A 25,399-nucleotide genomic window follows, 5' to 3' on the forward strand; every position below is an offset into this window, starting at 1 on the left:
TGAGGGTATGACGGGGGACGTCACCAACTCGCCGGAACAAAAGGGCTTCAGGGACAAAAGGACTTCAGGGACAAAGGGAAATGTGCGGGACCGGCCGCGCTCAGCCGGTCAGGCGTTGAGCGCTCCGGCCCCCAGCAGGCCGAGGAGCAGCACGCCGACGACGATCCGGTAGATCACGAAGGCGTTGAAGGAGTGCTTGGCGACGAACTTGAGCAGCCAGGCGATCGAGCCGTACGCGACCACGAAGGAGACGGCGGTGCCGACTGCCAGCGGGACGGCGCCCACCCCGGCGCCGACGGCGTCCTTCAACTCGTACAGACCGGCGCCGGTGAGGGCGGGGATGCCGAGGAAGAAGGAGAGCCGGGTGGCGGCGACGCGGTCCAGGTCGAGGACGAGTGCGGTCGACATGGTGGCGCCGGAGCGCGAGAAGCCCGGGAAGAGCAGGGCAAGGATCTGCGAACAGCCGACCAACATCGCGTCCTTGAAGGTGGTGTCGTCCTCACCGCGCTTGTGGCGTCCCATCTGGTCCGCCGCCCACATCGCGCCACTGCCGACGATCAGCGAGACGGCGACCACCCAGAGCGAGCCGAGCGCCCCGTCGATGAGCGGCTTCGCGGCAAGGCCCACGATCACGATCGGGATGGTCGCGTAGATGACCCACCAGGCGAACTTGTAGTCGTGGTTCTGACGCTCCTCGCGGTTGCGCAGTCCGCGGCCCCACGCGGAGACGATCCGCACGATGTCCTTGAAGAAGTACACGAGTACGGCGGCGATCGCGCCGACCTGGATGACGGCGGTGAAGCCGACCACGGCCGTGTCGTCGACCGGGATGCTCATCAGCCCTTCGGTGATTTTCAGGTGGCCGGTGGAGGAGACGGGGAGGAACTCGGTCACTCCCTCGACGACTCCAAGGACGACGGCCTGGCCGACGCTGATAGCACTCATGGAATCCATCTCTGCGGTGAACAGGGCGGGTGCGTGTACGGACGCACGGCGACACATGGCAGACTCGGACCACGGCAGCATTTACACCGCCGTAGAAGCTCAAGTTTTACACGACTGTAGAAGATGGACGGGGCGAACGACAAACCCATGAGCCGCGATTCAGGCGATTCTCAGACTCGGGGCTCGAAGCGGGCCAACGGCGAGCGGGAGTCCGAGATCCTCGGTGTGCTCCAGCACGCCTCAGTCGCGCTGACCCCGGGCGAGGTCGCCGAACGCCTCGACGGCGAGCTGACGTACAGCAGCGTGGTCACGATCCTCACCCGGATGCACACCAAGCAGTTGCTCACCCGCACCCGGCGCGGTCGGGCGTACGCCTACGCACCCGTCACCGACGACCCCGGGTTCGCCGCCCGCCGGATGCGCACCGTGCTGGAGGAGCGCCCCGACCGCGAGGCGGTGCTCGCCCGCTTCGCCGACAGCCTGTCCGACACCGACGCGGACCTGCTGCGCCACCTGCTGGGACCCGACGCGGACACCGACCGGTAGGAGAAGGAGCCCGCCCGGATGCGTATCGCCGTCTATCTGCCGCTGCTGCTGTCCGTGATCGCGCCGTTCGGCGCCCGCCCGCTCTCCGAACGCTGTGAACCGCGCCTGGCCACCTGGCTGCTCACCGCCTCCGCGCTGATCCTGGGCGTGGCGACCACCATCTCGCTTGGGCTGCTGGCCATCACCGGCCTGATAGGCGTCCCGTTCCTCGCCGACCTCGGCCACTGGTCGGCCCGCACCGCGCAGGTCAACGACCCCGCCGAACCGCCGGTCGCGCTCCTCGCGGGTCTGCTACTGGGCGGCGCGCTGCTGACCGCGGCCCGGATGCTGTGGCGCCGGGCCCGTTCGATCGCCTCCGCCATGTGGGACGCCGCGTGCATGCCCACCCCCGACGGGCTCGTCATCGTCGAGGACGAGGCGCCGGACGCGTACGCGCTGCCGGGGCTGCCCGGCCGGGTCGTCGTCTCCACCGGCATGCTGCGCACCCTGAACAAGGCCGAGCACGACATCCTGCTCGCCCACGAGCGCGCCCATCTCGCCGCCCACCACTACCTGTTCGTGGCCCTGGCCGGCCTGGGCGCCGCCGCCAACCCGCTCCTGCGCCCCTTCGCCACCGCGGTCACCTACACCGTGGAACGCTGGGCCGACGAACAGGCCGCGCGCGCCACCGGCGACCGCACCCGGGTCGCCCGCGCGGTCGGCAAGGCGGCCCTGGCCGCCCACGGCACCCCCGCCCCGCGTCTCTCCGTCACCACCCTCGGCTTCCGCGGCGTCCTCGGCCGCCGGGGCCCGCTGGCCGGCGCGGGCCCGGTCCCCCGCCGCGTCGCCGCCCTCCTCGCCCCACCACTCGCCCGCCGCCCGGGCCTGGCCCTCGCCACCGCGGCGTGCCTCGCCCTCACCGTCATGTCCACCGCCGCGGCCGCCCGTGACCTGGACGCCCTGCTGGAGGTGGTCGGCGTCGAGCACCACCACGGCCCGCATCACCACGACATGGAGCGGCCGGACGCGCACGGCATGGACTGACCCAGGGCCGACTCCGTGGGCCGGCCCAGGGCCGACCAGGGCGTGTTCCTGGTTCTGACCTCGTTCCCACCCGGCAGGAGACGATGCGCCGCGCCAGGCGGTCCTTGCCGGGCACGCCCACCCCGCCGCCTCTGCGGTCTCGCCGGACTCCCGCTCCACAGGGCAACCAGGAAAACCCCCGCGCGAGGGAACCTGAGGGCCGAAAAAAACCATCTTTAAGCAAAGTCGGCAATCACCAATGGCCGGCGTCGGCAATCACCCGATCCACGAAAAGGTCCCCCATGCCCCGGTACGCGCGAATACGACGGTCACGCATACTCATCGCCCTCGCGGCAACCGTGACCGTCGTCGTGGCCGTCGCGCTGACCCTGGCCCTGACGGTCACGACCTACGATCACACGTCCCCGCGCGCCGCCCGAGGCAAGGCATCGGGATCGGTGACCGGGAACGTCGACTGCCGCAAGGCGAAGTGCGTGGCCCTCACCTTCGACGGCGGCCCCAGCCTGACGACCCCCAAGCTGCTGGACATCCTGAAGCAGGATGATTTGCACGCGACGTTCTTCGTGCAGGGCCAGGGCCACATCGCGAAGTACCCCGAGATCCTGCGTCGCATCTCGGACGAGGGGCACGAAATCGGCAATCACACGTGGTATCACGAGGTTTTGACGGATATCAACGCGGACGACGCCCGTCAGGAGCTGACCCGGACACAGGACGCCATCGAGAAGATCACTGGCACCAGGCCCATCCTGATGCGTCCGCCGGAGGGCCGCACCAACCGCAAGGTGGCCAAGATCTGCCGGGACTTGGGGCTGGCGCAGGTGCTGTGGAGTGTCACGGCCAAGGACTACGAGACGACCGACTCGGCCCTGATCACCAAGCGGGTGCTCGACCAGACCCACCGCGACGGCATCATCCTGCTGCACGACCTGCACAAGGGGACCGTGCCCGCCGTCCCGGGAATCATCAAGGCGCTCAAGCAGCGCGGCTACACCATCGTCACGGTGTCGCAGCTACTCGCCCCCGCCAAGTCCCAGCCGGGGATGGTCTACCGGCCCTGAACAACCGAAACCGATCCGCGCCGTCACGGCGAGGCGGTCATCCGGCACAAGTACACGCGGAATCACGGGACGAGGTCCCGTTCGCCGAACTCGACCGGCTGCCGGCGGACTGCGTCCGGCCCGAAAGCGCGGACGCCATACGGACCAGGATCGTGACGGAACTCCAGGCGATTCAGGACTACCGGGGCGAGGTGCGGTCCGACTTCGTGCAGACCGTACGCGACGGCGGCGACACCGGACCGCTCTTCGCGCGGAGCTCCCGGTTCTCGTCGTCTTGTCGCGTCTTGTCGCATCCTTGACGCCCAAGCCATCAGAGACCCGTCAAAGCATGCTGCCCCCGGCCCCTTCGGTCTCTACCGTCGGTCGTATGGAACGCCGCAACCGCCGCAACAACGCGCGCACCGCGGTCGACGCACCCGCAACCCTCCCCGCGGAAGTGGCGCGCGACCGCTTCTGGGCCAAGGACCTGCGCAGCTCGATCCGCTGCGCGGCCGCACTCCTCGCCCTTCTTCTCCTCATCGACTGGGGCGCCGGCACCCTCTCGACACCGCGCGCCGTCCTGTGGGGCACACTCGCGGTACTGCTGTTCCTGGTGCTGTACCCCACCCGGGTCGCCGCGGGCGAGGGCTGGCTGACCTCGCGCGGGCTGCTGCGCGCGCGGCGGGTGCGGACCGACCAGCTGGTGTCGGTGCGCTGCCTGGACGGAGTCGGACAGCGGCTCGTGCTGCGGGACACCTCCGGCGCGCGCGTCGAGATCGACCCCCGTGTCCTGGTCTGCAACCCTCCGCTGTGGCACCGCCTGGACGAGGACGCACGCGTCTCCGCCCTGCGCGGCACGCTCACGTGCGGGGGGACCGCGCTGCACCGCGTCTCGGAACGGATCGACCGCGAGACGGCGCTGACGGTCTTCAAGGTGTCGGGGCTGAAGTGAGTATCCGGTGGGAGTGAGTGGGCCGGAGTGAGTGGGCCGGAGTGAGTGGGCCGGAGTGAGTGGGCCGGAGTGAGTGTCGGGGCCCCCTCCGGCCCCCTCCCCCGGCTTACCCTCCGCCCGTGTTCAACGTCACGGAGCTCCTCAAGCGGCTGGTGATCGGCCGGGCCATGCGCAGCGAAGAGCTACAGGAGACGCTGCTGCCCAAGCGGCTCGCCCTGCCGATCTTCGCCTCGGACCCGCTGTCCTCGGTGGCGTACGCGACCCAGGAGATCCTGCTGGTCCTCACCCTCGGCGGCCTCGCGTATCTGCACTTCACTCCGTGGATCGCGGCCGCGGTCGTGGCGCTGATGACGGTGGTGGTGCTGTCGTACCGCCAGGTGGTGCACGCCTACCCCAGCGGCGGCGGCTCGTACGAGGTCGTGTCCACGAACCTCGGCCCCTCCAGCGGACTGGTCGTCGCCGCCTCGCTCCTCGTCGACTACGTCATGACGGTCGCCGTGTCGGTCGCCTCCGGCGTCGACAACATCATCTCCGCCATCCCCCGGCTCGCCGACCACCGCGTCCTGCTGGCGATCGGCTTCGTGGCGGTCCTGACCGCCACGAACCTGCGCGGGGTACGGGAGTCCGGACGGGCCTTCGCCGCACCGACGTACCTCTTCATCGGCGGCGTGCTCATCATGGTGATCACGGGCCTGATCCGGTACGCCCTCGGAGACGCGCCGGTCGCCGAGAGCGCGGCGTACGGCATCTCGCCGGACCCTTCGGACGCGAACCTGACGGGCCTGACCCTCCTCATGCTGGTGCTGCGCGCGTTCTCCTCCGGCTGTACGGCGCTCACGGGAGTGGAGGCCATCTCCAACGGCGTACCGGCCTTCCGCAAGCCCAAGTCGAAGAACGCGGCCCAGACGCTGGCGGCGATGGGCACCCTCGCGATCGTCATGTTCGTGGGCGTCACCGCGCTGGCGCTGATCGCGAAGGTGCACATCACGGACAACGCGTGCCGGTTGACGGGGCTCGCGGGCGACTGCGGCTCCTACACCCAGCGCACGGTCATCGCCCAGATCGCGGCGGCCGTCTTCGGCGGCGAGCACAGCGTCGGCTTCTACGTCATCCAGGCGGCGACCGCGCTGGTCCTGATCCTGGCCGCGAACACGGCCTTCAACGGCTTCCCGCTCCTGGCGTCCATTCTCGCCCAGCACCGCTATCTGCCGCGCCAGTTGCACAACCGGGGCGACCGACTGGCCTTCTCCAACGGCATCCTGGCGCTCGCGATCGTCGCGGGGCTGCTGCTGTGGGGCTTCAGGGCGAACGTCACCAGCCTCATCCACCTCTACATCCTGGGCGTCTTCACCGCCTTCACGCTCTCCCAGCTGGGCATGGTCCGGCACTGGAACCGCGAACTGCGCGCGGAACGCGACCCGGGCCTGCGGCGCCGCCACCACACGGCCCGCGTGATCAACGCGGTCGGCGCGGTCGTCACCGGCCTGGTCCTGGTGATCGTGCTGGCCACCAAGTTCACGGAGGGCGCGTGGCTGGCCGTCCTCGCGGCGATCGTGCTCTGGGTGATGATGCGCGGTATCCGGCGCCACTACGACGCCACGTCGGCGGAGCTGGCGGTGACCGACCCGAAGAGCGAACTCACGCTCCCGTCACGGGTGCTCGGTATCGTACTGGTCTCCACCCTGCACAAGCCCACCCTCCGCGCCCTCGCCTACGCGCGCGCCTTCCGCCCCGACCGCCTGGAGGCCCTGACGGTCTCGGTCGACCGGGACGAGGCGGCGGCGCTGCGCAGGCGCTGGGAGGAGTACGGCATCGAGGTCCCGCTGAAGATCATCGACTCGCCGTACCGCGAGGTGACGCGGCCGGTCGTGGAGTACGTCCGGTCGATCCGCCGCGAGAGCCCGCGTGACATCGTCGCCGTCTTCATCCCCGAGTACGTCGTCGGCCACTGGTGGGAGAACCTCCTCCACAACCACTCGGCCCTGTGGCTGAAGAGCCGGCTCCTCTTCACCCCGGGGGTCATGGTCACCAGCGTTCCGTGGCAGCTGACGTCATCGGCCCACGCGGACCGGCCGGCGGCGCGGGCGCCGGGCTCCTTCCGGCGGGGGGAGCCGCAGAGCCAGGAGCCCCCGGCGGGGACCCGGCGCCGGTAGCGCACGATCACCCATGCGGGATCACCCGTACGGGATCACCCGGCCCCGCCGACGACGGGATCTCAGCGGAACTCGGCGAACCTCGGTCGCAGCCCCAGCAGGGTCAGCGCGCCCGCCGCGAGCAGCAGACCGCAGGTCCACGGGAGCGGTCCGGTCGCCTCGGAGCGGCCCGCGCGGACCGCGGCCGTGAAGTGGTGACGGTTGATGTCGGTGACCTTGTCGAGCGCCGTCATCCAGGCCCCGAAGTGGGCGTTGGACGTCCCCGGCTCCCAGCCCATGCAGAACGCGACGGCCTCGCGCTCCTTGCCCCGCGCGACGAGGGCCCGGATCGTGCGGTCGTCGCGCTGGTACACGGCGTACGCGTCCACCGTCCTCTCCGCCGCCGTCCGCTCACCGGGGAAGGTGAGGTTGGCGAGCTCGCGCGCGAACTCCCCGCCGAAGTCGAGGGTGTGGTGGTCGGCGCGGTACTCCTTCCAGGTGGTGGCGAGCGTGGAGTCGTACGCGTCGAGGGTCGCGCCCTTCATCCCGTACAGCTGCTGCGACTTGGCGAGGAACGCCTGCTCGTACTGGGTGCGGCGCTCGGGGTCCAGCAGGTACCGGCTCTCGTCGGCGTTCGCGTCGTAGGCGATGGCGCGGGCGCGGGAGAGGGCGACGACGGAGTCGAAGGCGTCGTGGCGGGCGCCGCGCAGCCGGTCGGCGGAGGCGGAGAGCACCTGGCTGCCGAGGAGCACGGCGAGCAGCGCGCAGACCGTGGCGGCCAGCACACCGGGGTTGAGCATGCGGTGGAAACGGCGGGCCAGGTACCACTGGAGGACGCCGAGCACGGCGAGCAGCAGCGCGCCGAGCGCGAGGACGGCGGCGAGCTGGGCCGAGAGAACCGAACGGGCCTGGTCGTACTGCCGGTTGAACGCGCTGTTGTTGGAGTCCACCAGCTTCCGTGCGTTCGGCAGGAGTTGGGCCTGGAGCAGATCGGTCGCCTCGCGGTAGTCGCCGAGCGCGGCCGGTGTGCCGCCGGTGCGGTCGTCGTTCTCCAGGGCGCGTCCGATCAGCTCCTGGTACTCGGCGAAGTCGTCGGTGAGGGACTCGACGGTGTGCTCGTCGGCGCGGTCGCCCTGGGCGGCGACGGCGAGGGTGCGCAGATCGTGGCCGATGGCGCGGCGCGCGTCGCCGTAGTGGCCGACCGCCTTCTCGTACGGCGTCGTCAGGCGCCCCTTGCCCCCGTCGCCGCCGGCCAGCAGGAGGTTGGCGGCCTGTGCGTCCATGTCGTTGAGGGCGAGTTCGAGGTCGGCGGCGCTGGTGGTGCGGGGTGCGTCGCGCCCGGCGACGGTGGCCCAGGTGCCGGTGGCGGCGAACCCGGCGAGCGCGAGCAGCAGGGCGAGGGCGAGCACCGGCAGGAGGGTGAGGGCCCGTAAGAGGCGCAGCCGCGCGGGCAGGGTCGCCCAGAAGTGGCGGCGCAGGGCGGCGGCGGCTCTTCGGTACGCGAGGCGAAGGGAGCGCCGGGGACTTCGGGGGCGCCTCGGCCGCGACCCCCCTTGCCGTGACCGAGGCCCGCGCCCGCCCCCGGAGGGGGCGACCGTTCCGCCCCCTGGCGCTGAGACGGTCCCGGCTCGCGCCGCAGGACTGTGCGTGGTACCGGCCGCCGTGACAGCCACGAACCCTCCATCGGCACGCCACGGACGGTCGTCCGTGTCCCCCGTGCCGCTCAGTCTGCGACCGCTTCCGGCCACGCGCGTCGGTCCTTGATGCTCCCCTGACGTCACCTCCGGCGACTTTGACGCGGCCTTGACGCGGCCTTAACGCCGTCGGCCGACCATATGTGCGAAAACCACGGCATCCTCGTCGACGGGGGCCGGACCAGGGGTGACGGTCCCCGTGACGGTCCCTGTGACGATCCCCGCGACCGCACCGCCGTACCCCATTCGCCGCAATGTCCACCCGCCCTGCCGATTCAGCCCCCATTGACCAGAATCAGACCACAATGGGCACCACGCCGGGCAGCACGTCAGGAGCACACCCCGATGGCCACCACCGACCACGTTCGTACGACGGATACGACGGGCACGAGCCGGCTGCGCGCGTGGATGCTCCAAGGGCTGTCCGACATGGGCAAGACCCCGCCGCAGGAGCCGCACGCCCCGCCGGAGCCCGTGCACCACGGGCAGCGCTGGTGGCGGGTGATGTGCCTCACCGGCGTCGACTACTTCTCCACGCTGGGCTACCAGCCCGGTATCGCGGCCCTGGCCGCCGGACTGCTCTCCCCCGTCGCCACCCTCGTGCTCGTCGTCGTCACCCTGGCGGGCGCCCTGCCCGTCTATCGGCGGGTCGCCGAGGAGAGCCCGCACGGCGAGGGCTCGATCGCGATGCTCGAACGGCTGCTCACCTTCTGGAAGGGCAAGCTGTTCGTCCTCACCCTCCTCGGCTTCGCCGCCACCGACTTCCTGATCACGATCACCCTGTCGGCCGCCGACGCCTCCACCCACCTCGTGGAGAACCCGCACCTGACCAGCACCCTGCACGACAAGCAGATGCTGATCACCCTCATCCTCGTGGCCCTGCTGGGCGCGGTGTTCCTGAAGGGCTTCCTGGAGGCGATCGGTGTCGCGGTCGTCCTGGTGGGCATCTATCTCGCGCTCAACACGGTGGTCGTGATCGTCGGCTTCTGGCACGTCCTCACCGCGGGCCACGTCGTCACCGACTGGACCAACGGCCTGACCGCCGCGCACGGAAACGTCTTCGCCATGATCGGCGTGTCCCTGCTGGTCTTCCCCAAGCTCGCGCTGGGCCTGTCCGGCTTCGAGACCGGCGTGGCGGTCATGCCGCACGTCGAGGGCGACCCCGAGGACACCGAGGAGAGCCCCAAGGGCCGGATCCGGGGCACCAAGAAGCTGCTGACCACCGCCGCCGTGATCATGAGCGTCTTCCTGATCGCCACCAGCTTCATCACCACGCTCCTGATCCCGGCCAAGGAGTTCGAGTCCGGCGGGAAGGCCAACGGCCGCGCGCTCGCCTACCTGGCGCACGAGTACCTCGGCGGCGCCTTCGGCACGGTGTACGACGTGTCCACGATCGCCATCCTGTGGTTCGCCGGCGCCTCCGCCATGGCCGGGCTCCTGAACCTCATGCCCCGCTACCTGCCCCGCTACGGAATGGCCCCGCACTGGGCACGCGCCGTCCGCCCCATGGTGATCGTCTTCACCCTGGTCGCGTTCCTGGTCACCTGGATCTTCAACGCCGATGTCGACGCACAGGGCGGCGCCTACGCCACCGGCGTCCTGGTCCTGATGTCCTCCGCGGCGATCGCGGTGACCATCGCCTCCCACCGCGCCCAGCAGCGGGGCTGGACGATCGGCTTCGCGGTCGTGTCCGCGGTCCTCCTCTACGTGACCGTCGCGAACGTCATCGAACGCCCCGACGGCGTCAAGATCGGCGCCTGCTTCATCGCCGGCATCATGCTCGTCTCCCTCCTCTCGCGCCTGGCCCGCGCCTTCGAACTCCGGGTGACCAGCGTGACCCTGGACGACATGGCGCAGCGCTTCGTACGGGACATCGCCAGCCGCCGCATCCGGTTCATCGCCAACGAGCCCAACAACCGGGACATCACCGAGTACCGCGAAAAACTCGAACAGATCCGTGCCGACAACGACGTCCCGACGCCGGAGGACTTCGTCTTCGTCGAGGTCACCGTTCTGGACCCGTCCGAGTTCGAGGCGGGCCTGACCGTGCGCGGCGAGGTCCTGCACGGCCGCTACCGGGTCCTCACCCTCGAATCCTCCTCGGTCCCCAACGCCCTGGCCGCCCTCCTCCTCGACGTCCGCGACAGCACGGGCTGCATCCCGCACGTCTACTTCGAGTGGACCGAGGGCAACCCCTTCGCCAACTTCTTCCGCTTCTTCCTCTTCGGCCAGGGCGAGGTGGCCCCCGTCACCCGAGAAGTCCTCCGCGAGGCCGAACCCGACCGCTCCCGCCGCCCAAAGGTCCACGTCGGCTAGTGGGCAAGGCTTTTCCCCAGGGGCACGGAGAACTGCGCGACCAGCCCCCACCGGCCCGCAGCCAAAACGATCCTGGGCGGGCCGGGGTTCGGGGCGAAGCCCCGCCCCAGGGGCGCGGGGAACTGCGCGACCAGCCCCCACCGGCCCGCAGCCGACACAGCACCCCGGGGGTCCGGGGGCGCAGCCCCCGGACGGGGGTGCAGGGGCGCAGCCCCAGGAGGACGGGAACCCGAACCGACCGTCAGTCCTCGTCCGGCAGTCGGTGTCCGCTCACCGTGAACCCGATCACCGCACCTCCCCCGTCCCGCCGAAAGGCGAACGGCGCTCCGCCATGACCGGTGGCCACCTCGCGGACGATGGACAGGCCAAGGCCCGAACCGGGCAGGCTGCGCGCATCGGCGGCACGGTAGAAGCGGTCGAAGACGCGCACGAGGTCACCCTCGGCGATGCCCGGACCGCGGTCGAGCACCTCGATACGAACGTTGCCCGGACGCCCCCCCTCGACAGCCGTACCCGTACCGGTACCCGTACCCGTACCGATACCCGTACCGATACCGGTACCGGTATGGACAGGCCCCGCGACCGCGATCTCGATCGGCGCCTTGCCGTCGCGGTCGAACTTGGCCGCGTTCTCCACCAGGTTGGAGATCGCCCGCGCCAGCGCCGTCGGACGCCCGTCGACCGTCGTGTCCCCGCTCACCCGGACGATGATGTCCCGCCCGGTACGCCGCCGGGAGGCGATCGCGACGTCCTCGGCGAGGTCGGCGAGGTCGATCCGCTGCACGGGTTCGGTGTCGGACTGCCCGGCGGCGAGCGCGACCAGCTCATTGACGAGGTCGGTCAGCTCACGGGACTCCTGGGCCAGGTCGGCGACCAGCTCCTCGCGGGCGTCGGGCGGCAGCTCGTCGATACGGCGCAGCATGGAGATGTTCGTACGCAGCGAGGTCAGCGGCGTACGCAGTTCGTGGCCCGCGTCCTGGACCAGCCGCCGCTGATCCTCCTCGGACTGGGCGAGCCGGCCGAGCATCCGGTCGAAGGAGCGGCCGAGCCGGGCCACCTCGTCGTATCCGGCGACCGGCACCTGAATGCCGAGCCGCCCGGTGCGCGCCACGTCCTCCGCGGCCCCCGCCAGCCGCACCAGCCGCCGGGTGATGCGCCGCCCCAGCCACCAGCCGAACAGCCCCGCCGCGATCACCACCGCCGCCACCAGCAGCACGGTCCGCTGCTGCAGCTCCCGCAGCAGATCCTCGGTGTCGCTGAACTGCTGCGCGATCTGCACCGCGCCCCGCCCGCCGCCGAGCGCGACGGTCGCCACCCGGTAGCGGTCGCCGCCGACGTCGACCTCCTTGTGCTCCACCCACCGGCCCGCCCTCGCGTCCTCGGCTGTCCGACGGTCGGCCGCGGTGACGGGCAGTACGGGTCTCCCCCGGTCGGAGATCACCCCACCGCGCCCGAGCACCTGCACATCCGTACGGCTGGGCCGGATGATGTCGTCCAGCGGCCCGTCGTGATCGGGGTCGGAGGACGAGAAGTCACCCGGGTCGAGCGGCGTCGCGCGCACCTGCCCGCGCAGATCCTGCACGACCTCGGAGAACACGGTCTGCTGATCCACCCGCACCAGCCGGGCCGCGGCGTCGTAACTGAGGAACCCGACGAGGACCGTGACCCCGGCGGCCACGGCCGCGAAGGACAGGGTGAAGGTCGCACGCAGGGAAGACACCCGCCGAGGCCACAGCCCCGTGAGCCATCTGGGGGGCACTCAGTCCTCCCTCAGCACATACCCCACGCCCCGCACCGTGTGGATCAGCGCCGGGGCCCCCGGCTCGTCGAGCTTGCGCCGCAGATACCCCACGTACACGGCGAGGTTCTTGGAACCGGGACCGAAGTCGTAGCCCCAGATGCGGTCGTAGATCGTGGCATGGTCGAGGACGATGCCCGCGTTGCGGACGAGGAGTTCGAGCAGCTCGAACTCGGTGCGGGTGAGCTCCAGCTCCCGCTGCCCGCGCCAGGCGCGCCGCGCCTGGATGTCCATGCGCAGCCCGGCCGCGGCGATCTGCCCCTGCGCCGCCCTCGACGCGGGCACGGACGCGGACACGGAGCCGGATGCCGACGCCGATGCGGACGCGGATGCGGATACATCGGCGGGGGAGCCGTTCGCCGGACCGGTCCGGCGCAGCAGGGCCCGCAGCCGGGCGAAGACCTCCTCCACGTCGAACGGCTTGACCACGTAGTCGTCGGCCCCCGCGTCCAGGCCCGCGATGCGGTCGGCCGTCTCGACCAGCGCGGTGAGCATCAGGATCGGCGTACGGTCCCCCTCCGCGCGCAGCACCCGGCACACCTGCAGTCCGTCGATGCCGGGCATCATCACATCGAGGACGAGGACGTCCGGCGGGGTGCGGTGGGCCTGGGCCAGCGCCTCGACGCCGTCCGCGACGGCCGTCACCTGATAGCCCTCCAGCGTCAGTGCCCTTTCCAGGGCATGGCGGATGGCACGGTCGTCCTCGGCGAGCAGCACATTCTGGGGCACCCCACCAGTCTGCCAAGCCCCCGACCACGTACCACCTGATGGGCCGGGGTGAGGGTGGGCTTCTTACCCGCCTCTCACCCCTTCTCGGGCAAGCCCCTGACCCCGCCGGGTCAGTCTGTCCCGTATGTCAGGACGGGCCGACGGACCGAGGTCGCACCGGGGAAGGCGCACCGCGCAAAGCCCTCGAAGATCGTTTACCTGCCGCACAACGCATACGCCATCGGCGGCACCGTCCGCTCGACCCTCGACCCTCGACCTTCGGCCTCGCCACCGCGCACACGTTCAGCCCCGGCTCTTCTGAAGGCCGGGGCTGAACGTGTCCACTCAAGGGGAGTTATGGCCGCAGTGCGGCCAGTTGCTGCTCGAAGGGCACGACGGTGAACCTGTCGGCCGAGGCAACGGCCCCCTTGAGAGACCGCGGCGCGATGGCGGCAGCGGTGTCGGTGTCCACAGCCGGCGCCTTGACCTCCACGACAGCCACGTCACCCCGCCGTACCGCGGCGGCCCCCGCCATCAGCGTCCCCAGCTCTCCCGCCGCCCGGTCGATCCGCTCGGCCAGGCCCTCGGCGCCCCAGTCCTCGGAGGCGGCGTACACCGCGGTCGGTACGACGACGGCGCGCAGGTAGGCGAAGAGCGGGCGCAGGGCGTGTTCCAGCACGAGGGAGTGCCGGGAGGAGCCGCCGGTCGCGGCGATCAGGACCGGCTTTCCGGCGAGCGCGTCCTTGTCCAGCACGTCGAAGAAGGACTTGAACAGCCCGCTGTAGGACGCGGAGAACACCGGCGTGACGACGATCAGCCCGTCCGCCCCCGTCACCGCGTCGAGGGCGGCGGACAGCGCCCGCCCGGGGAATCCGCTGGTGAAGTTGTGGGCGATCTCGACGGCGAGGTCGCGCAGTTCGACGAACTCGACCTCCGCGGACGTCTCACGGACGGTCGCCGCCGCCAGCCGGTCGGCCAGCAGCCGCGTGGACGACGGGACGCTCAGCCCCGCCGAGACGACGACGAGCTTCATGCGACGGTCACCTCCTGGGATTCCTTGGCGGCGGCCACGAGGGCCTGGTGGGTCGGCGCGTCCGGCACATCGGCCGGACGGCCCTTGGCGAACTCCTTGCGCAGCACGGGCACGACTTCCTCGCCCAGCATGTCGAGCTGCTCCAGCACGGTCTTCAGCGGCAGCCCCGCGTGGTCGATCAGGAACAGCTGGCGCTGGTAGTCACCCGCGTACTCCCGGAAGCTCAGCGTCTTCTCGATGACCTCCTGCGGCGAACCCACCGTCAGCGGCGTCTGGTCGGTGAAGTCCTCCAGCGACGGCCCGTGCCCGTACACCGGCGCGTTGTCGAAGTACGGCCGGAACTCCTTCACCGCGTCCTGCGAATTGCGCCGCATGAACACCTGCCCACCCAGCCCGACGATCGCCTGCTCGGCCGTGCCGTGCCCGTAGTGCGCGTACCGCTCCCGGTACAGCTCGACCATCTGCTTCGTGTGATCGGCCGGCCAGAAGATGTTGTTGTGGAAGAAGCCGTCACCGTAGTACGCGGCCTGCTCGGCTATCTCCGGCGAGCGGATCGACCCGTGCCACACGAACGGCGGCACACCGTCCAGCGGCCGCGGCGTCGAGGTGAACGACTGCAGCGGCGTCCGGAACTTGCCCTCCCACGTCACCACGTCCTCCCGCCACAGGCGGTGCAGCAGCGCGTAGTTCTCGACGGCGAGGTTGATGCCCTGCCGGATGTCCTGCCCGAACCAGGGATACACCGGCCCGGTGTTCCCGCGCCCCATCATCAGATCGACCCTGCCGTCCGCGAGGTGCTGAAGCATCGCGAAGTCCTCGGCGATCTTCACCGGGTCGTTGGTGGTGATGAGAGTGGTGGACGTGGAGAGGATCAGCTTCTCCGTGCGCGCGGCGACATAGCCGAGCATCGTGGTCGGCGACGACGGCACGAACGGCGGGTTGTGGTGCTCCCCGGTCGCGAAGACGTCGAGCCCGACCTCCTCCGCCTTCTGCGCGATGGCGACCATGGCCTTGATCCGCTCGGCCTCCGTCGGCGTACGCCCGGTGGTCGGGTCCGCTGTCACATCGCCGACGCTGAAGATTCCGAACTGCATGGTCGCTCACCTTCCAGGTTGTTTACGATTCAACTATACCCCTGAACGAGGAGCGGACCCCAGCTATTCCATATCGATGTCAGTGCCCCGCCCTACGCTCCCCTCATGGCCGCCCCACGCCGTGACACCCGAGGCATCGTCGACGCCGCGGAACTCTTCGCGCGCGTCCGCTTCCGCCGCCGCGAACCGGCCCCGCCGCTCCGCCCCTACCTCGAGCACTACTGGCTGATCGACTGGGACCTGCCCCAGCCGTACGCCTCCCACGTGGTCCCGCACCCGTCCGTGAACGTCGTCTTCCAGAAGTTCGCCGACCAGGAGCCCTTCGGCGAGGTCGCAGGAATCGGACTCGGCCTCTTCACCCAGAAACTGGAGGGGCGGGGCAGGGTGTGCGGAATCCAGTTCAGGCCGGGCGGCTTCCGCCCCTTCGCCCCCGCCACCCCGGTGACGGCGTGGACCGGACGCCGGGTACCGCTGCCCGAGGCGCTCCCGGGGACCACCCCCGAGGCACCCCGCACCCTCGACGCGATCCTCACCCCCGAGGACGAGGACGCCCGGGTGACCGCCCTGGACACCTTCCTCCTGAGCCTCGCCCCCCGACCGGACCCCCAGGCGGACCTGGCCATGACCCTCGTCGACCGCATCCGCGAGGACCGCACGATCCGCCGGGTGTCGGACTTCGCCAGGGCCGAGGGCACGTCGGTACGGTCCCTGCAGCGCCTCTTCGCGTCCCACGTCGGCGTCGGCCCGAAGTGGATCATCCTGCGCTACCGCATCCACGAGGCCCTGGAGCGCGCCGAGACCTCCGCCCCGATCGACTGGGCCGCCCTGGCAGCCGACCTCGGCTACGCCGACCAGGCCCACCTGATCCGCGACTTCACGGCAACGGTGGGAGTACCGCCCACGGCTTACGCAACCGGCGCCCGCTGACCCCGACCCTTCGCCCCCGTCCCCCAGAGCCCCCCAGCCCCTAGAGCCCCCCAGCCCACCTGAAGGACCCCACTGGCACGCCGGCGGGGCAGGCGGGATTGCGCCGAGGCCATCCGGACGCCGAGTGTTCGTCAGATGCCGTCCGGCACACTCCAGTTGTCGACGTTACCAGTGAGTTGTTTCACAGGCGGGTGATCGATCGTCCGCGGAACCGCAGGTGGGGCGCCCGTCGTGGATTGCTCACGTCGAAGACCACCGGCACTCCGCCGGACTGGACCCAGGGAGACAACCGCTCATGCGTCTGCGTACTGCCACCTTCGCGACGGCCGCTGTATTCGTCGCCGGCCTCAGCCTCACCGCCTGCAACTCGGGGAACGACGACGCCAAGACCAAGGACACCTCCAGCCCGGTCGCCACGGCGTCGCCGGCATCGCAGGCCTCCGCCACCTCCACCACCTCCAGCACGTCCAGCACGTCCACGGGCAAGACAGGCGGCGCCCACGCCTCCGCGTCTGCGACTGCGGCCGGCTCTGGCAGCGGGTCCGGTTCCGGCAGCGGTGCCGTCAGCGCGTGCACCACGAAGACGACCACCGTCCAGTTCATCGCCTCGGCCACGCACGCCAGCGAGTCCCAGCCCGCGGCCGCCACCGTCAAGGTCACCAACACCTCGGGCAGCACCTGCACCATCGTGGGCGCGACCACCCTGACCGCCAAGGACGACCAGGGCAAGGCCGACCCCATCGAGACCGACAACTCGGCTGCCGGCACCGACGCCGTCGACCTCGCCTCCGGCGCCTCCGCCACCGCCGACGTCCTCTACACGGACCTCAACTTCGACGGCAGCCAGTCCGCCCGCGAGGTCTGCGCGGTGCAGGCCTCCAAGGTCGAGATCGCGCTCCCGAAGGATGTCGTGCGCACCGTCAAGGTCACCAAGGCGAACGGCTCGGCCGGAGTCTTCAACGTCTGCACCAAGGACGCGAAGTTCGGCTCCTTCCACTCCTGAGGTCTGTGGGGAAAACGCTGGTCACAGGCGCTCGTTGAGGACCGCGACCAGCACGCCCGCCGAGTACGACGAGTGAGGGTCAGTCGGGTTGCCGGGCGGACCGGAAGACACCCTGGGTCTGCGAAGCGGTGCCCGGGGTGTGTGCTGGTGCCGGACGACACCGGCGGCCACGGCCGTACGGTCAGTGGAACTGGCCGACCTGGTAGTCGCCGGCGGGCTGCTGGGTCAGACAGAAATCGCACGTGGAACCAGTGGTCCCACCCGTGGTCCCACCCGTGGATCCACCCGCGAGCCCACCTGCGGGCCTACCTGTGGGTCTAGAAGACGTACGAATCCCCGGTGTCCAGCGCCAACACCCGCTCCTGGTCGTTCCCGGGGTTGCGGTCCACCGCGCCGCCGCTCCACACCGTATCGATCTCCAGCATCACCTCGGACGGCGCCTCCCGCAGCCGTACCTCCAGCCGGATCTCGTCCCCGATATCGTCCGCCTCCAGCGCTCCGGTCCGGCACACCACCACCCGTTCGCCCGAGCGCGCACAGTCGTCCGGCAGCCGCTGCACGTCCGCGAGCGGGGCCGACCAGCGCAGCCGGACGGTCGCGTCCTCGACGGTGCTCGGACCGTTGTTCCGCGGGGTCAGCCGCAGATCGACAAGCCCGGCGGCCATGGACACGGAACCGTGATAGGCGAGATCGGCCTCGGGAACGACGGCACCGGCGAACGGCGCCCCGCCCACCACCAGAGCCACCCCCGCACCCACCACACCCAGCCCCCGCACCCACACCCTCGTACTCACCCGCATCCTCATCCTCCTCCGCATCCCCATGCCGTCATTTCCTTCGCTCGGACACACGCACCCACTCACCTGGTCACCCGATGTATGCCACCCCTGACCGCCGACAGGCGCCGTCCATCAGGTGACGGAAGACGCGGATGCGGCCCATGCGAAAGTGACCGCATGCTGATCGTCCGTTCCGCCGCCCTCTTCGTTCTCGCCGCTCTCTTCGAGATCGGCGGCGCCTGGCTGGTCTGGCAGGGCGTACGCGAGCACCGCGGCTGGCTGTGGATCGGCGCGGGCGTCATGGCGCTCGGCGTCTACGGCTTCGTGGCGACGCTGCAGCCGAACGCCGAGTTCGGCCGCATCCTCGCCGCGTACGGCGGAGTCTTCGTCGCCGGCTCCCTCGCCTGGGGCATGGTCGCGGACGGATACCGCCCCGACCGCTGGGACGTGACCGGCGCCCTGATCTGCCTCGCCGGGATGGCCGTGATCATGTACGCGCCGCGCGGCAGCTGAGCCGGCACCGCCGCGGCCGACGGGTCCGCCGTCCGGACGGCCCCGACGCGCACGCCGACCGCCTGCCTATCCTGACGAGGACCGATCGCACACCCGTAACCACCGCACGCGCCCGTCCGCGTGCACGCCGTACGCCTTAGGAGCAGCCCATGACGTCCGCCGCGCCCTCCGCCTCCTCCCGCATCGCCGTCGTCACCGGCGCGAGCAGCGGCATCGGCGCGGCGACCGCCCGGCAGCTCGCCGCGGCCGGCTACCGCGTCGTCCTGACCGCCCGCCGCAAGGACCGCATCGAGGCACTGGCGGAGGAGATCAACACGGCGGGCCACCAGGCGACCGCCTACGAACTGGACGTCACGGACCGCGCGGCGGTCGACGAGTTCGCCGGCGCCTTCAAGACGATCGGCGTCCTGGTGAACAACGCGGGCGGCGCGCTCGGCGCCGACCCGGTCGCGACCGGCGACCCCGCCGACTGGCGCCAGATGTACGAGACGAACGTCATCGGCACCCTGAACGTCACCCAGGCCCTGCTCCCGGCCCTCACCGCGAGCGGCGACGGAACGGTAGTGGTGCTCTCCTCCACCGCGGGCCACAGCACGTACGAGGGCGGCGCCGGCTATGTCGCCGCCAAGCACGCCCAGCACGTCCTCGCCGAGACCCTCCGCCTGGAGATCGTCGGCACGCCGGTCCGGGTCATCGAGATCGCGCCCGGCATGGTCAAGACGGACGAGTTCGCGCTGACCCGCTTCGGCGGCGACACGGACAAGGCGGCGAAGGTGTACGCGGGCGTGGCCGAGCCGCTGACCGCCGACGACATCGCCGACACCATCACCTGGGCGGTCACCCGCCCCAGCCACGTCAACATCGACCTCCTCGTGGTGCGCCCCCGCGCCCAGGCGTCGAACACCAAGGTCCACCGGGAGCTGTGATGTCGAACGGAATGCCGGACGAGGCACCGCACGAGGCACCGCACGAGGCACCGGACGAGCCCTCCGCGGAGCGGCGCCACCTGGCAGCGGAGAAGAAGAACCAACGCTACGTCTGGTGGTACCTCGCGTACTTCCTCTTCGGCATCCACGTCGTGGCGTTCGTCATGATCTACGCGGTGACGCACGCGAAGTGATCGTGGGACCGTACGGCCGCCGTACGCTCCCACGATGTGAACAGACACATACCCTTCGCTCGTCTGCACAACTTCCGCGACCTGGGCGGATACCTGACCGAGGACGGCCGGACGGTCCGCCGGACCCGCCTGTACCGCGCGGACTCGCTCGGCAAACTGACCCCCGGGACGGAGGACTGGGATCTCTTCCTCTCCCTCGGCATCCGCACGGTCGTGGACCTCCGCTACCCCTGGGAGATCGAGGCGAAGGGCCGCGTCCCCGAGCACCCCTCCCTCACCTACCACAACGAGAGCATCGAACACCGCCCGTACGACCAGGCGGCACTGGCCCCTACCGTCGCCCCAGGCCCCTACCTGGCGGCGCGCTACGCGGAGGTGGCCGAAGACGGCACGAAGGAAATCCGCGAGACGCTGAGCCTGATCGCGGAGGCGGCCGAGTCGGACACGCCCCTGGTCTTCCACTGCGCCTCGGGCAAGGACCGCACAGGCCTCGTGGCAGCCCTGCTCCTCTCCCTCCTGGGCGTCCCGGAGCGGACGATCACCGAGGACTTCACCCTCACGGAACGGGCCACGCCCCTCCTGGTGGCGGACTGGCGCACCAACAACCCCGACCGCGAACTGCTCTGGCCGGCCTACGGCAAGGCCCCCGCCGAGGTCATGACCGGATTCCTGTCGGACCTGAAGTCCCGCTACGGCTCGGTCGAGTCCTACGTCACCGAGACCCTGGGCCTGCCCACCAGCTTCGCCTCGACCCTCCGCACACACCTCCTCGAACCCCCCTCGCCCCTCGCCCCCCTCACCCCCTTCACCTTCCGCCGGGCGACCGAGACGGACATCCCCACCCTGGTCCGCCTCCGCGACGAGGCGGCCCTCTGGCAGATCGCCCGCGGCATCGACCAGTGGAAGCCGGGCCAACTCACCGAACCCCACTTCCGCACCCGCCTTACGGAGGGCGAAGTCTGGCTGGCCCTCCTGGACGACCGGGTGGCGGGCGCCTGGGAACTCTGGTGGGACGACCCGGCGGCCTGGGGCCCCCAACCGCCCACCGCCGCCTACATCCACCGCCTGATGACCGACCGCCGCGTCGCCCCACCCGGCACCGGCCGCCACCTGCTCGCGGAAGCGGAACGCCGCATCGCAGCCTCCGGCCGCCCTCTCTGCCGCCTGGACTGCCTCTCCAGCAACCCCCGCCTGCGGGAGTACTACCGGTCAGCGGGCTACACGGTCGTGGGCGAACAGACCGCCAAGGACGGCGGCCTGGGCAGCCCGTACGCGGTGACACTCCTGGAAAAGCGCCTCCGCTAACTCACAAGGGTGAACTGGATAGATCGCCCATACGGAAACAGAACTCTCGATCTAGGCTCGCACCACAACATCAAATACGACGGCCCCCGGCCGGGACTGCCATCCCGACCGAGGGCCTGACCAGCACGGAAGTGAGGCTTCCCTGTGGCTGACTGCGAGCCTAACGCGCACCAATTCACTCTGGACGACGCCCTCGGGGTCGACACGACAGGGTTCATGGACCTAGAAGTCCCGGAGTACGCCTACATGTTCGGCTTCTTGCAGGCCGACGGGCATCTCGCGAAGGGGACAGGACAGAAAGGGCGCCTGACCGTCGAGATCAACGCGCGGGACATCGCGATCCTGCGCGAGTTCCAGCGCCTGACGCCGTACAACACCAGCATCACCGAGCGCACACGGTCCACAAACTTCGCCGAGGCCCACCACTCGGCGACGTGGACCCTGTGCTCCCTCGAAGCCAGGACGAAGCTCAATCAACTCGGCCTGCCCTACGGCCGCAAGTCCAAGAAAATCACTCCGCCGCGCGTCGAGTTCTCACGCCGCGACTACCTCCGAGGCGTGATCGACGCCGATGGCTCGGTGGGCTACACAAGCCAGGGATTCCCGTTCATCTCGCTGACCACAGCGAGCACGGCCATTGGCGCGTACTTGTGCTTCTACGCCAGGAGGATCACGGGAGCCGAGCGCTCAATCAAGCGCAACGCTCGCGACGGGGTCTACAACGTCCTCTACACGAAGGAGTCGGCCCAGGAGTTGAGCGCCCACCTCTACTACCCAGGCTGCCTGTCGCTGGGGCGAAAGCAGGCCGCTGCAATTTCCTTGGGGTCGTGGATCCGTCCTGCAGGAATGGCAGTCAGGCCGCCCCGTATCCAGTGGACGCGCGAGATGGACAAGACCCTGCTCGCTGCGCCGACCATCGCCCACGCCGCCGCTGAACTGAACTACTCCACAAGCGCTTGCCAAGTTCGCCGCTGGAAACTGCTGCACGGCGCAGTACCGCTGCCGGACTGAGCGGCGCACAATGGGGCGCGGCGCACGATTGTGCGCCGCGCCCCATCACTGCGACTAACCCTTCACACAGATGAACTGCTTCAGTTTGGCCACGACCTCGACGAGATCGCGCTGCTGCTCCATCACCTGTTCGATCGACTTGTACGCGCCCGGAATCTCGTCCACGACGCCGGAGTCCTTGCGGCACTCCACGCCCCGCGTCTGCTCCTCCAGGTCCTTCGTCGTGAAGCGCCGCTTCGCCGCGTTCCGGCTCATACGCCGACCCGCCCCGTGCGAAGCCGAGTTGAAAGCCTTCTCGTTTCCGAGCCCCTTTACGATGTACGAGCTGGTGCCCATGGAGCCCGGAATGATCCCGTACTCACCGGAGCCCGCGCGGATCGCGCCCTTGCGGGTAACCAGCAGGTCCATGCCCTCGTACCGCTCCGTCGCCACGTAATTGTGGTGGCAGGAAATCTCCGCCTCAAAGGTCGGCTTCGCCTTCTTGAACTCCTTGCGGATCACGTCCTTCAGGAGCGCCATCATGATCGTGCGGTTGTACTTCGCGTATTCCTGCGCCCAGAACAGGTCGTTGCGGTATGCGGCCATCTGTGGGGTGTCCGCGACAAAGACCGCAAGATCACGGTCGACCAGACCCTGATTGTGCGGAAGCTTCTGAGCCACACCGATGTGATACTCGGCCAGCTCCTTACCGATGTTCCGAGATCCGGAATGAAGCGTGAGCCACACGGAGGCCTCGGAATCGAACAAAAGTTCGATATAGTGGTTGCCGGCGCCAAGTGTTCCCATCTGCAGAGTGGCTCGCCCCTGCCGGAACTTCACCGCTTCGACAACCCCGTCGAACCGCCCCCAAAAGTCATCCCACCCACCAGTAGCCAGCCCATGGAACCGCCCCGGCTCGACCGGAGAGTCATGCATCCCCCGCCCCACCGGAATCGCCTCCTCGATCTTCGACCGCAGCCGCGAAAGATCCCCCGGCAGATCATTGGCGGTGAGCGACGTCTTGACGGCAGACATCCCGCACCCGATATCGACCCCCACCGCCGCCGGACACACCGCACCCTGCATGGCGATGACCGACCCGACCGTCGCGCCCTTGCCGTAGTGGACGTCCGGCATGACGGCGAGCCCCTTGATCCACGGGAGCGTGGCCACGTTCTGGAGCTGGCGCAGGGCCACGTCCTCGACCGACGCCGGGTCGGTCCACATACGGATGGGTACCTTCGCACCCGGTATCTCTACGTACGACATATCTTCCTCATTCCCCCGAAAAACAACAGAAGTCATAAAACGCAAAACCGGCGCCAAGGTCGACATATAGGACAGCGGACCGGCATCCACGGCAGTGCGTGCGATACACATTGTCTCCAGGGGCCGCCCCCGCGCGGCAACCGAATAACCACAGGACAGCACCACAGGACACCCCGGCCGCAGGCCCCGGGAACCGTCGAGAGGAGCCTGACCGTGCAGCGGAAGGCGTACGTCCCCGGCACCGCCGCGCTCCTCGCGGCCCTGCTGGCCGGCTGCACCGGCGGTTCGGGAAGCAGCGACGCGGCACCCGACTCCAAGGCGGGCGGTGTCAGCACGACCACCCAGGCCGCCCAGCCGGGCAAGTACCGCACCCTCCCCGAGGCCTGCGCCGCCGTGAGTCACGACAGCCTCGACTCGCTGATGCCCGGCATCAAGCAGATCACCGACCAGGACCAGCGCGACAAGGCCTACGAGGGCACGGCCACGCTCACCTACGACACCGACCGCCGCGTCGGCTGCGGCTGGAAGGTGGATTCCACGGACGCCACCGACCACCTCCTCGTCGACTTCGAGCGCGTGGTCTCGTACGACAACGCGGTCAGCGACGACAGCCGCGCCCAGGACGTCTACGCGACCAAGAAGACGGCGGCGGACATCCCCGAGGCCTCCAGTTCGAGCACCGCCTCCGCCTCCCCCTCCGCCTCCGCCTCCCCCTCCACGTCCCCCACCACGTCCGCCACGACCGCCTCCCCCTCCACGTCCCCCACCACGTCCGCCACGACCGCCTCCCCCTCCACGTCCGGCCCCACGTCCGGCTCCACCTCCGCGTCCGCCTCCTCCGATGCCTCCTCCAGCGCGAGCGCGACCCCCACCGACCTCCAGCCCCGCGAACTCAGCGACCTGGGCGACGAGGCGTTCCTGAACGACAAGCTCGCCTCCGCCTCCTCGACGACCCAGCAGCGCACGGTGACTGTGGTGTTCCGCACGTCCAACGTGATCGTGACGATCGAATACGCCGAGCAGCCGACCGGCTTCACCGGGTCCCCGGACAGCAAGGAAATGCAGGACAAGGCGCGGAATCTGGCCCAGAAGCTCGTCGACAGGTTCAACGGCTAGCGGGTCCACGGGGGCGGCCGGACGTCGCACGCGAACCTTTCGAACAGGAAACGCTCAGCTGTCTCACCGCGTACCGTGGCCCCTCGGACCCGACCGGTCGCACGCCCCATGTGCGGTCGCACCACGCCGCACCCCGAGCGCCACGAGTGAAGGAACCATGCACCGACCAGCACAGCGAGTAGGCCGAGCCCCGCGACTCACCCGCATCCTTGTCTGCGCAGCCGCCGTCCCGGTGGTACTCGGCGCCGCCGGCTGTTCCTCGGACTCCGGCTCCCACTCGGGCTCCGGCTCGGGTTCCGCCGACAACGCCAACCAGAGCGCCCCCGCGACCTCATCCGCGTCCGGGTCCGCGAGCGCCTCCGCGAACGGCGTCAAGGAGGCCGCGTACAGGACGCTGCCGGCCTCCTGCTCGGTCCTCTCGAAGAAGACGCTGGGCGAACTCGTGCCGAAGGGCCTGAAGTCCGCCAAAGCGGGCAAGTCGGATGACGCGCAGACCCGCAGCAACTGCTCCTGGAACAGCCTCGACAACAAGGGCGTCAAGGGCTCCCAGTTCCGCTGGCTGAACGTCTCGCTGCTGCGCTTCGACTCGGACGCGACCCGCGGCGAGGGCAACCAACTCGCCCAGACCTACTACGAGAAGCAGGTCAAGGACGCGCAGGCGGTGACCGGCGCGAAGGGCACGCGGTCGGAGCCGGTCACCGGCACCGGCGACCAGGCGACGGCCGTCCGCTACGACCTGAAGAAGAAGGAAGGCACCTTCAAGCAGCAGACGGTCGTGGCGCGCGTCCAGAACGTCGTCATCACGCTCGACTACAACGGCGCGGGTCTGGCCGGCGACCAGGCCCCCAACGCGGACGATCTGACGAAGGCCGCGGAGAAGGCCGTCAAGGAGACGGTGGCCGCGGTGGCCGCCGCGAACCAGAACGGCAGCCGGGCGACCACCGCCCCGACGAAGTCGGCGTCGCCCTCGAAGTCGGCTTCCCCGTCGACGTCAGCCAGCCCCAAGCCCTCGGCGTCGGCCAGCAAGAAGAACTGACATCCCAAGGGGTGCCACCGCTCAACGCGCGTAACGGCCAGGGCATTTGACGCAGCTCGG

General features: G+C 69.9%; 23 protein-coding genes. 15 read left to right on the forward strand and 8 right to left on the reverse strand.

Translation table 11 applies throughout. From position 1 onward, the window contains the following. Positions 1-108: 108 nt before the first annotated feature. The gene (locus tag OG747_RS18665; RefSeq protein WP_405880458.1) at positions 109-945 is read right to left on the reverse strand and encodes an undecaprenyl-diphosphate phosphatase; all 837 of its coding nucleotides are present in this window, start codon (positions 943-945) and stop codon (positions 109-111) included. A 147-nt stretch (positions 946-1,092) separates the two neighbouring features. Between OG747_RS18665 and OG747_RS18670 the strand changes: the two genes are divergently transcribed. The 5 genes from OG747_RS18670 (at position 1,093) to OG747_RS18690 (ending at position 6,659) form a co-directional block, all read left to right on the forward strand. Then, entirely contained in the window at positions 1,093-1,491 is a 399-nt protein-coding gene (locus OG747_RS18670) for a BlaI/MecI/CopY family transcriptional regulator (RefSeq protein WP_405880459.1), read from the forward strand. 18 nt (positions 1,492-1,509) lie between these two features. Beyond that, positions 1,510-2,514 carry a M56 family metallopeptidase gene (locus OG747_RS18675; RefSeq protein WP_405880460.1) on the forward strand — a complete coding sequence of 335 codons (1,005 nt, stop codon included), beginning with the start codon at positions 1,510-1,512 and terminating at the stop codon, positions 2,512-2,514. Positions 2,515-2,795: 281 nt separating this feature from the next. After that, entirely contained in the window at positions 2,796-3,575 is a 780-nt protein-coding gene (locus OG747_RS18680; RefSeq protein WP_405880461.1) for a polysaccharide deacetylase family protein, read from the forward strand. Between the two features lie 367 nt (positions 3,576-3,942). Further along, positions 3,943-4,506, forward strand: a complete 564-nt coding sequence (locus tag OG747_RS18685; protein WP_405880462.1) for a hypothetical protein — start codon at positions 3,943-3,945, stop codon at positions 4,504-4,506. A 167-nt stretch (positions 4,507-4,673) separates the two neighbouring features. Beyond that, positions 4,674-6,659: an APC family permease gene (locus tag OG747_RS18690; RefSeq protein WP_405885593.1), complete on the forward strand. Its 1,986-nt coding sequence runs from the start codon at positions 4,674-4,676 to the stop codon at positions 6,657-6,659. Positions 6,660-6,721: 62 nt separating this feature from the next. On the opposite strand, the gene OG747_RS18695 is transcribed toward OG747_RS18690, so the two are convergent. Beyond that, positions 6,722-8,047: a hypothetical protein gene (locus tag OG747_RS18695; RefSeq protein ID WP_405880463.1), complete on the reverse strand. Its 1,326-nt coding sequence runs from the start codon at positions 8,045-8,047 to the stop codon at positions 6,722-6,724. Positions 8,048-8,677: 630 nt separating this feature from the next. Between OG747_RS18695 and OG747_RS18700 the strand changes: the two genes are divergently transcribed. Next, positions 8,678-10,648: an amino acid transporter gene (locus OG747_RS18700; RefSeq protein WP_405880464.1), complete on the forward strand. Its 1,971-nt coding sequence runs from the start codon at positions 8,678-8,680 to the stop codon at positions 10,646-10,648. A gap of 241 nt (positions 10,649-10,889) precedes the next feature. Here OG747_RS18700 and OG747_RS18705 read toward each other — a convergent pair whose 3' ends face one another. The 4 genes from OG747_RS18705 to OG747_RS18720 form a co-directional block, all read right to left on the reverse strand. Next, a complete protein-coding gene (locus OG747_RS18705) occupies positions 10,890-12,368 on the reverse strand; it encodes an ATP-binding protein (protein WP_405880465.1) in 1,479 nt (492 codons plus the stop codon). A 39-nt stretch (positions 12,369-12,407) separates the two neighbouring features. Beyond that, positions 12,408-13,175, reverse strand: coding sequence for a response regulator transcription factor (locus OG747_RS18710; RefSeq protein ID WP_405880466.1), 768 nt, complete (start codon positions 13,173-13,175; stop codon positions 12,408-12,410). A 334-nt stretch (positions 13,176-13,509) separates the two neighbouring features. Beyond that, positions 13,510-14,187: an FMN reductase gene (locus OG747_RS18715; protein WP_405880467.1), complete on the reverse strand. Its 678-nt coding sequence runs from the start codon at positions 14,185-14,187 to the stop codon at positions 13,510-13,512. After that, positions 14,184-15,281, reverse strand: coding sequence for an LLM class flavin-dependent oxidoreductase (locus OG747_RS18720; protein ID WP_405880468.1), 1,098 nt, complete (start codon positions 15,279-15,281; stop codon positions 14,184-14,186). The genes OG747_RS18715 and OG747_RS18720 overlap by 4 nt, the downstream gene beginning before the upstream one ends. A 105-nt stretch (positions 15,282-15,386) precedes the next feature. Here OG747_RS18720 and OG747_RS18725 point away from each other — a divergent pair, with 105 nt between their 5' ends. Beyond that, positions 15,387-16,208 carry a DUF6597 domain-containing transcriptional factor gene (locus OG747_RS18725; protein ID WP_405880469.1) on the forward strand — a complete coding sequence of 274 codons (822 nt, stop codon included), beginning with the start codon at positions 15,387-15,389 and terminating at the stop codon, positions 16,206-16,208. A gap of 295 nt (positions 16,209-16,503) precedes the next feature. Next, positions 16,504-17,211 carry a DUF4232 domain-containing protein gene (locus OG747_RS18730; protein ID WP_405880470.1) on the forward strand — a complete coding sequence of 236 codons (708 nt, stop codon included), beginning with the start codon at positions 16,504-16,506 and terminating at the stop codon, positions 17,209-17,211. Between the two features lie 317 nt (positions 17,212-17,528). Here OG747_RS18730 and OG747_RS18735 read toward each other — a convergent pair whose 3' ends face one another. Continuing rightward, entirely contained in the window at positions 17,529-18,011 is a 483-nt protein-coding gene (locus OG747_RS18735; RefSeq protein ID WP_405880471.1) for a hypothetical protein, read from the reverse strand. 156 nt (positions 18,012-18,167) lie between these two features. Between OG747_RS18735 and OG747_RS18740 the strand changes: the two genes are divergently transcribed. From OG747_RS18740 to OG747_RS18760, 5 genes are all read left to right on the forward strand, one after another. Further along, a complete protein-coding gene (locus tag OG747_RS18740) occupies positions 18,168-18,503 on the forward strand; it encodes a YnfA family protein (RefSeq protein ID WP_369248325.1) in 336 nt (111 codons plus the stop codon). A gap of 149 nt (positions 18,504-18,652) precedes the next feature. Next, complete coding sequence (locus tag OG747_RS18745; RefSeq protein WP_405880473.1) at positions 18,653-19,429, forward strand: SDR family NAD(P)-dependent oxidoreductase; 777 nt, start codon at positions 18,653-18,655, stop codon at positions 19,427-19,429. Next, a complete protein-coding gene (locus tag OG747_RS18750; RefSeq protein WP_405880474.1) occupies positions 19,429-19,623 on the forward strand; it encodes a hypothetical protein in 195 nt (64 codons plus the stop codon). Before OG747_RS18745 ends, OG747_RS18750 begins: the two co-directional genes overlap by 1 nt. A 36-nt stretch (positions 19,624-19,659) precedes the next feature. Next, positions 19,660-20,928, forward strand: a complete 1,269-nt coding sequence (locus tag OG747_RS18755) for a GNAT family N-acetyltransferase (protein ID WP_405880475.1) — start codon at positions 19,660-19,662, stop codon at positions 20,926-20,928. A 144-nt stretch (positions 20,929-21,072) separates the two neighbouring features. After that, positions 21,073-21,939, forward strand: coding sequence for a hypothetical protein (locus OG747_RS18760; protein WP_405880476.1), 867 nt, complete (start codon positions 21,073-21,075; stop codon positions 21,937-21,939). Between the two features lie 54 nt (positions 21,940-21,993). Here the strand turns inward: OG747_RS18760 and OG747_RS18765 are convergent, their stop codons facing one another. Next, entirely contained in the window at positions 21,994-23,187 is a 1,194-nt protein-coding gene (locus OG747_RS18765) for an RtcB family protein (RefSeq protein ID WP_405880477.1), read from the reverse strand. 213 nt (positions 23,188-23,400) lie between these two features. On the opposite strand from OG747_RS18765, the gene OG747_RS18770 reads away from it, so the two are divergent. Together OG747_RS18770 and OG747_RS18775 are read left to right on the forward strand one after the other, a co-directional pair. Next, on the forward strand, positions 23,401-24,303 hold the full coding sequence (locus OG747_RS18770) for a DUF3558 domain-containing protein (RefSeq protein ID WP_405880478.1): 903 nt from the start codon (positions 23,401-23,403) through the stop codon (positions 24,301-24,303). A 157-nt stretch (positions 24,304-24,460) separates the two neighbouring features. Next, positions 24,461-25,339 carry a DUF3558 domain-containing protein gene (locus OG747_RS18775; protein WP_405880479.1) on the forward strand — a complete coding sequence of 293 codons (879 nt, stop codon included), beginning with the start codon at positions 24,461-24,463 and terminating at the stop codon, positions 25,337-25,339. Positions 25,340-25,399 lie beyond the last annotated feature (60 nt).

The sequence above is a fragment of the Streptomyces sp. NBC_01384 genome (assembly GCF_045040035.1).
GTDB lineage: Bacteria > Actinomycetota > Actinomycetes > Streptomycetales > Streptomycetaceae > Streptomyces.

Bases quoted from the DNA above. Each gene is read 5' to 3' on its own strand.
- OG747_RS18665 (WP_405880458.1), bottom strand. From the start codon at position 945: ATGAGTGCTATCAGCGTCGGCCAGGCCGTCGTCCTTGGAGTCGTCGAG.
- OG747_RS18670 (WP_405880459.1), top strand. From the start codon at position 1,093: ATGAGCCGCGATTCAGGCGATTCTCAGACTCGGGGCTCGAAGCGGGCC.
- OG747_RS18675 (WP_405880460.1), top strand. From the start codon at position 1,510: ATGCGTATCGCCGTCTATCTGCCGCTGCTGCTGTCCGTGATCGCGCCG.
- OG747_RS18680 (WP_405880461.1), top strand. From the start codon at position 2,796: ATGCCCCGGTACGCGCGAATACGACGGTCACGCATACTCATCGCCCTC.
- OG747_RS18685 (WP_405880462.1), top strand. From the start codon at position 3,943: ATGGAACGCCGCAACCGCCGCAACAACGCGCGCACCGCGGTCGACGCA.
- OG747_RS18690 (WP_405885593.1), top strand. From the start codon at position 4,674: ATGCGCAGCGAAGAGCTACAGGAGACGCTGCTGCCCAAGCGGCTCGCC.
- OG747_RS18700 (WP_405880464.1), top strand. From the start codon at position 8,678: ATGGCCACCACCGACCACGTTCGTACGACGGATACGACGGGCACGAGC.
- OG747_RS18715 (WP_405880467.1), bottom strand. From the start codon at position 14,187: ATGAAGCTCGTCGTCGTCTCGGCGGGGCTGAGCGTCCCGTCGTCCACG.
- OG747_RS18720 (WP_405880468.1), bottom strand. From the start codon at position 15,281: ATGCAGTTCGGAATCTTCAGCGTCGGCGATGTGACAGCGGACCCGACC.
- OG747_RS18725 (WP_405880469.1), top strand. From the start codon at position 15,387: ATGGCCGCCCCACGCCGTGACACCCGAGGCATCGTCGACGCCGCGGAA.
- OG747_RS18730 (WP_405880470.1), top strand. From the start codon at position 16,504: ATGCGTCTGCGTACTGCCACCTTCGCGACGGCCGCTGTATTCGTCGCC.
- OG747_RS18735 (WP_405880471.1), bottom strand. From the start codon at position 18,011: ATGCGGGTGAGTACGAGGGTGTGGGTGCGGGGGCTGGGTGTGGTGGGT.
- OG747_RS18740 (WP_369248325.1), top strand. From the start codon at position 18,168: ATGCTGATCGTCCGTTCCGCCGCCCTCTTCGTTCTCGCCGCTCTCTTC.
- OG747_RS18745 (WP_405880473.1), top strand. From the start codon at position 18,653: ATGACGTCCGCCGCGCCCTCCGCCTCCTCCCGCATCGCCGTCGTCACC.
- OG747_RS18750 (WP_405880474.1), top strand. From the start codon at position 19,429: ATGTCGAACGGAATGCCGGACGAGGCACCGCACGAGGCACCGCACGAG.
- OG747_RS18765 (WP_405880477.1), bottom strand. From the start codon at position 23,187: ATGTCGTACGTAGAGATACCGGGTGCGAAGGTACCCATCCGTATGTGG.
- OG747_RS18775 (WP_405880479.1), top strand. From the start codon at position 24,461: ATGCACCGACCAGCACAGCGAGTAGGCCGAGCCCCGCGACTCACCCGC.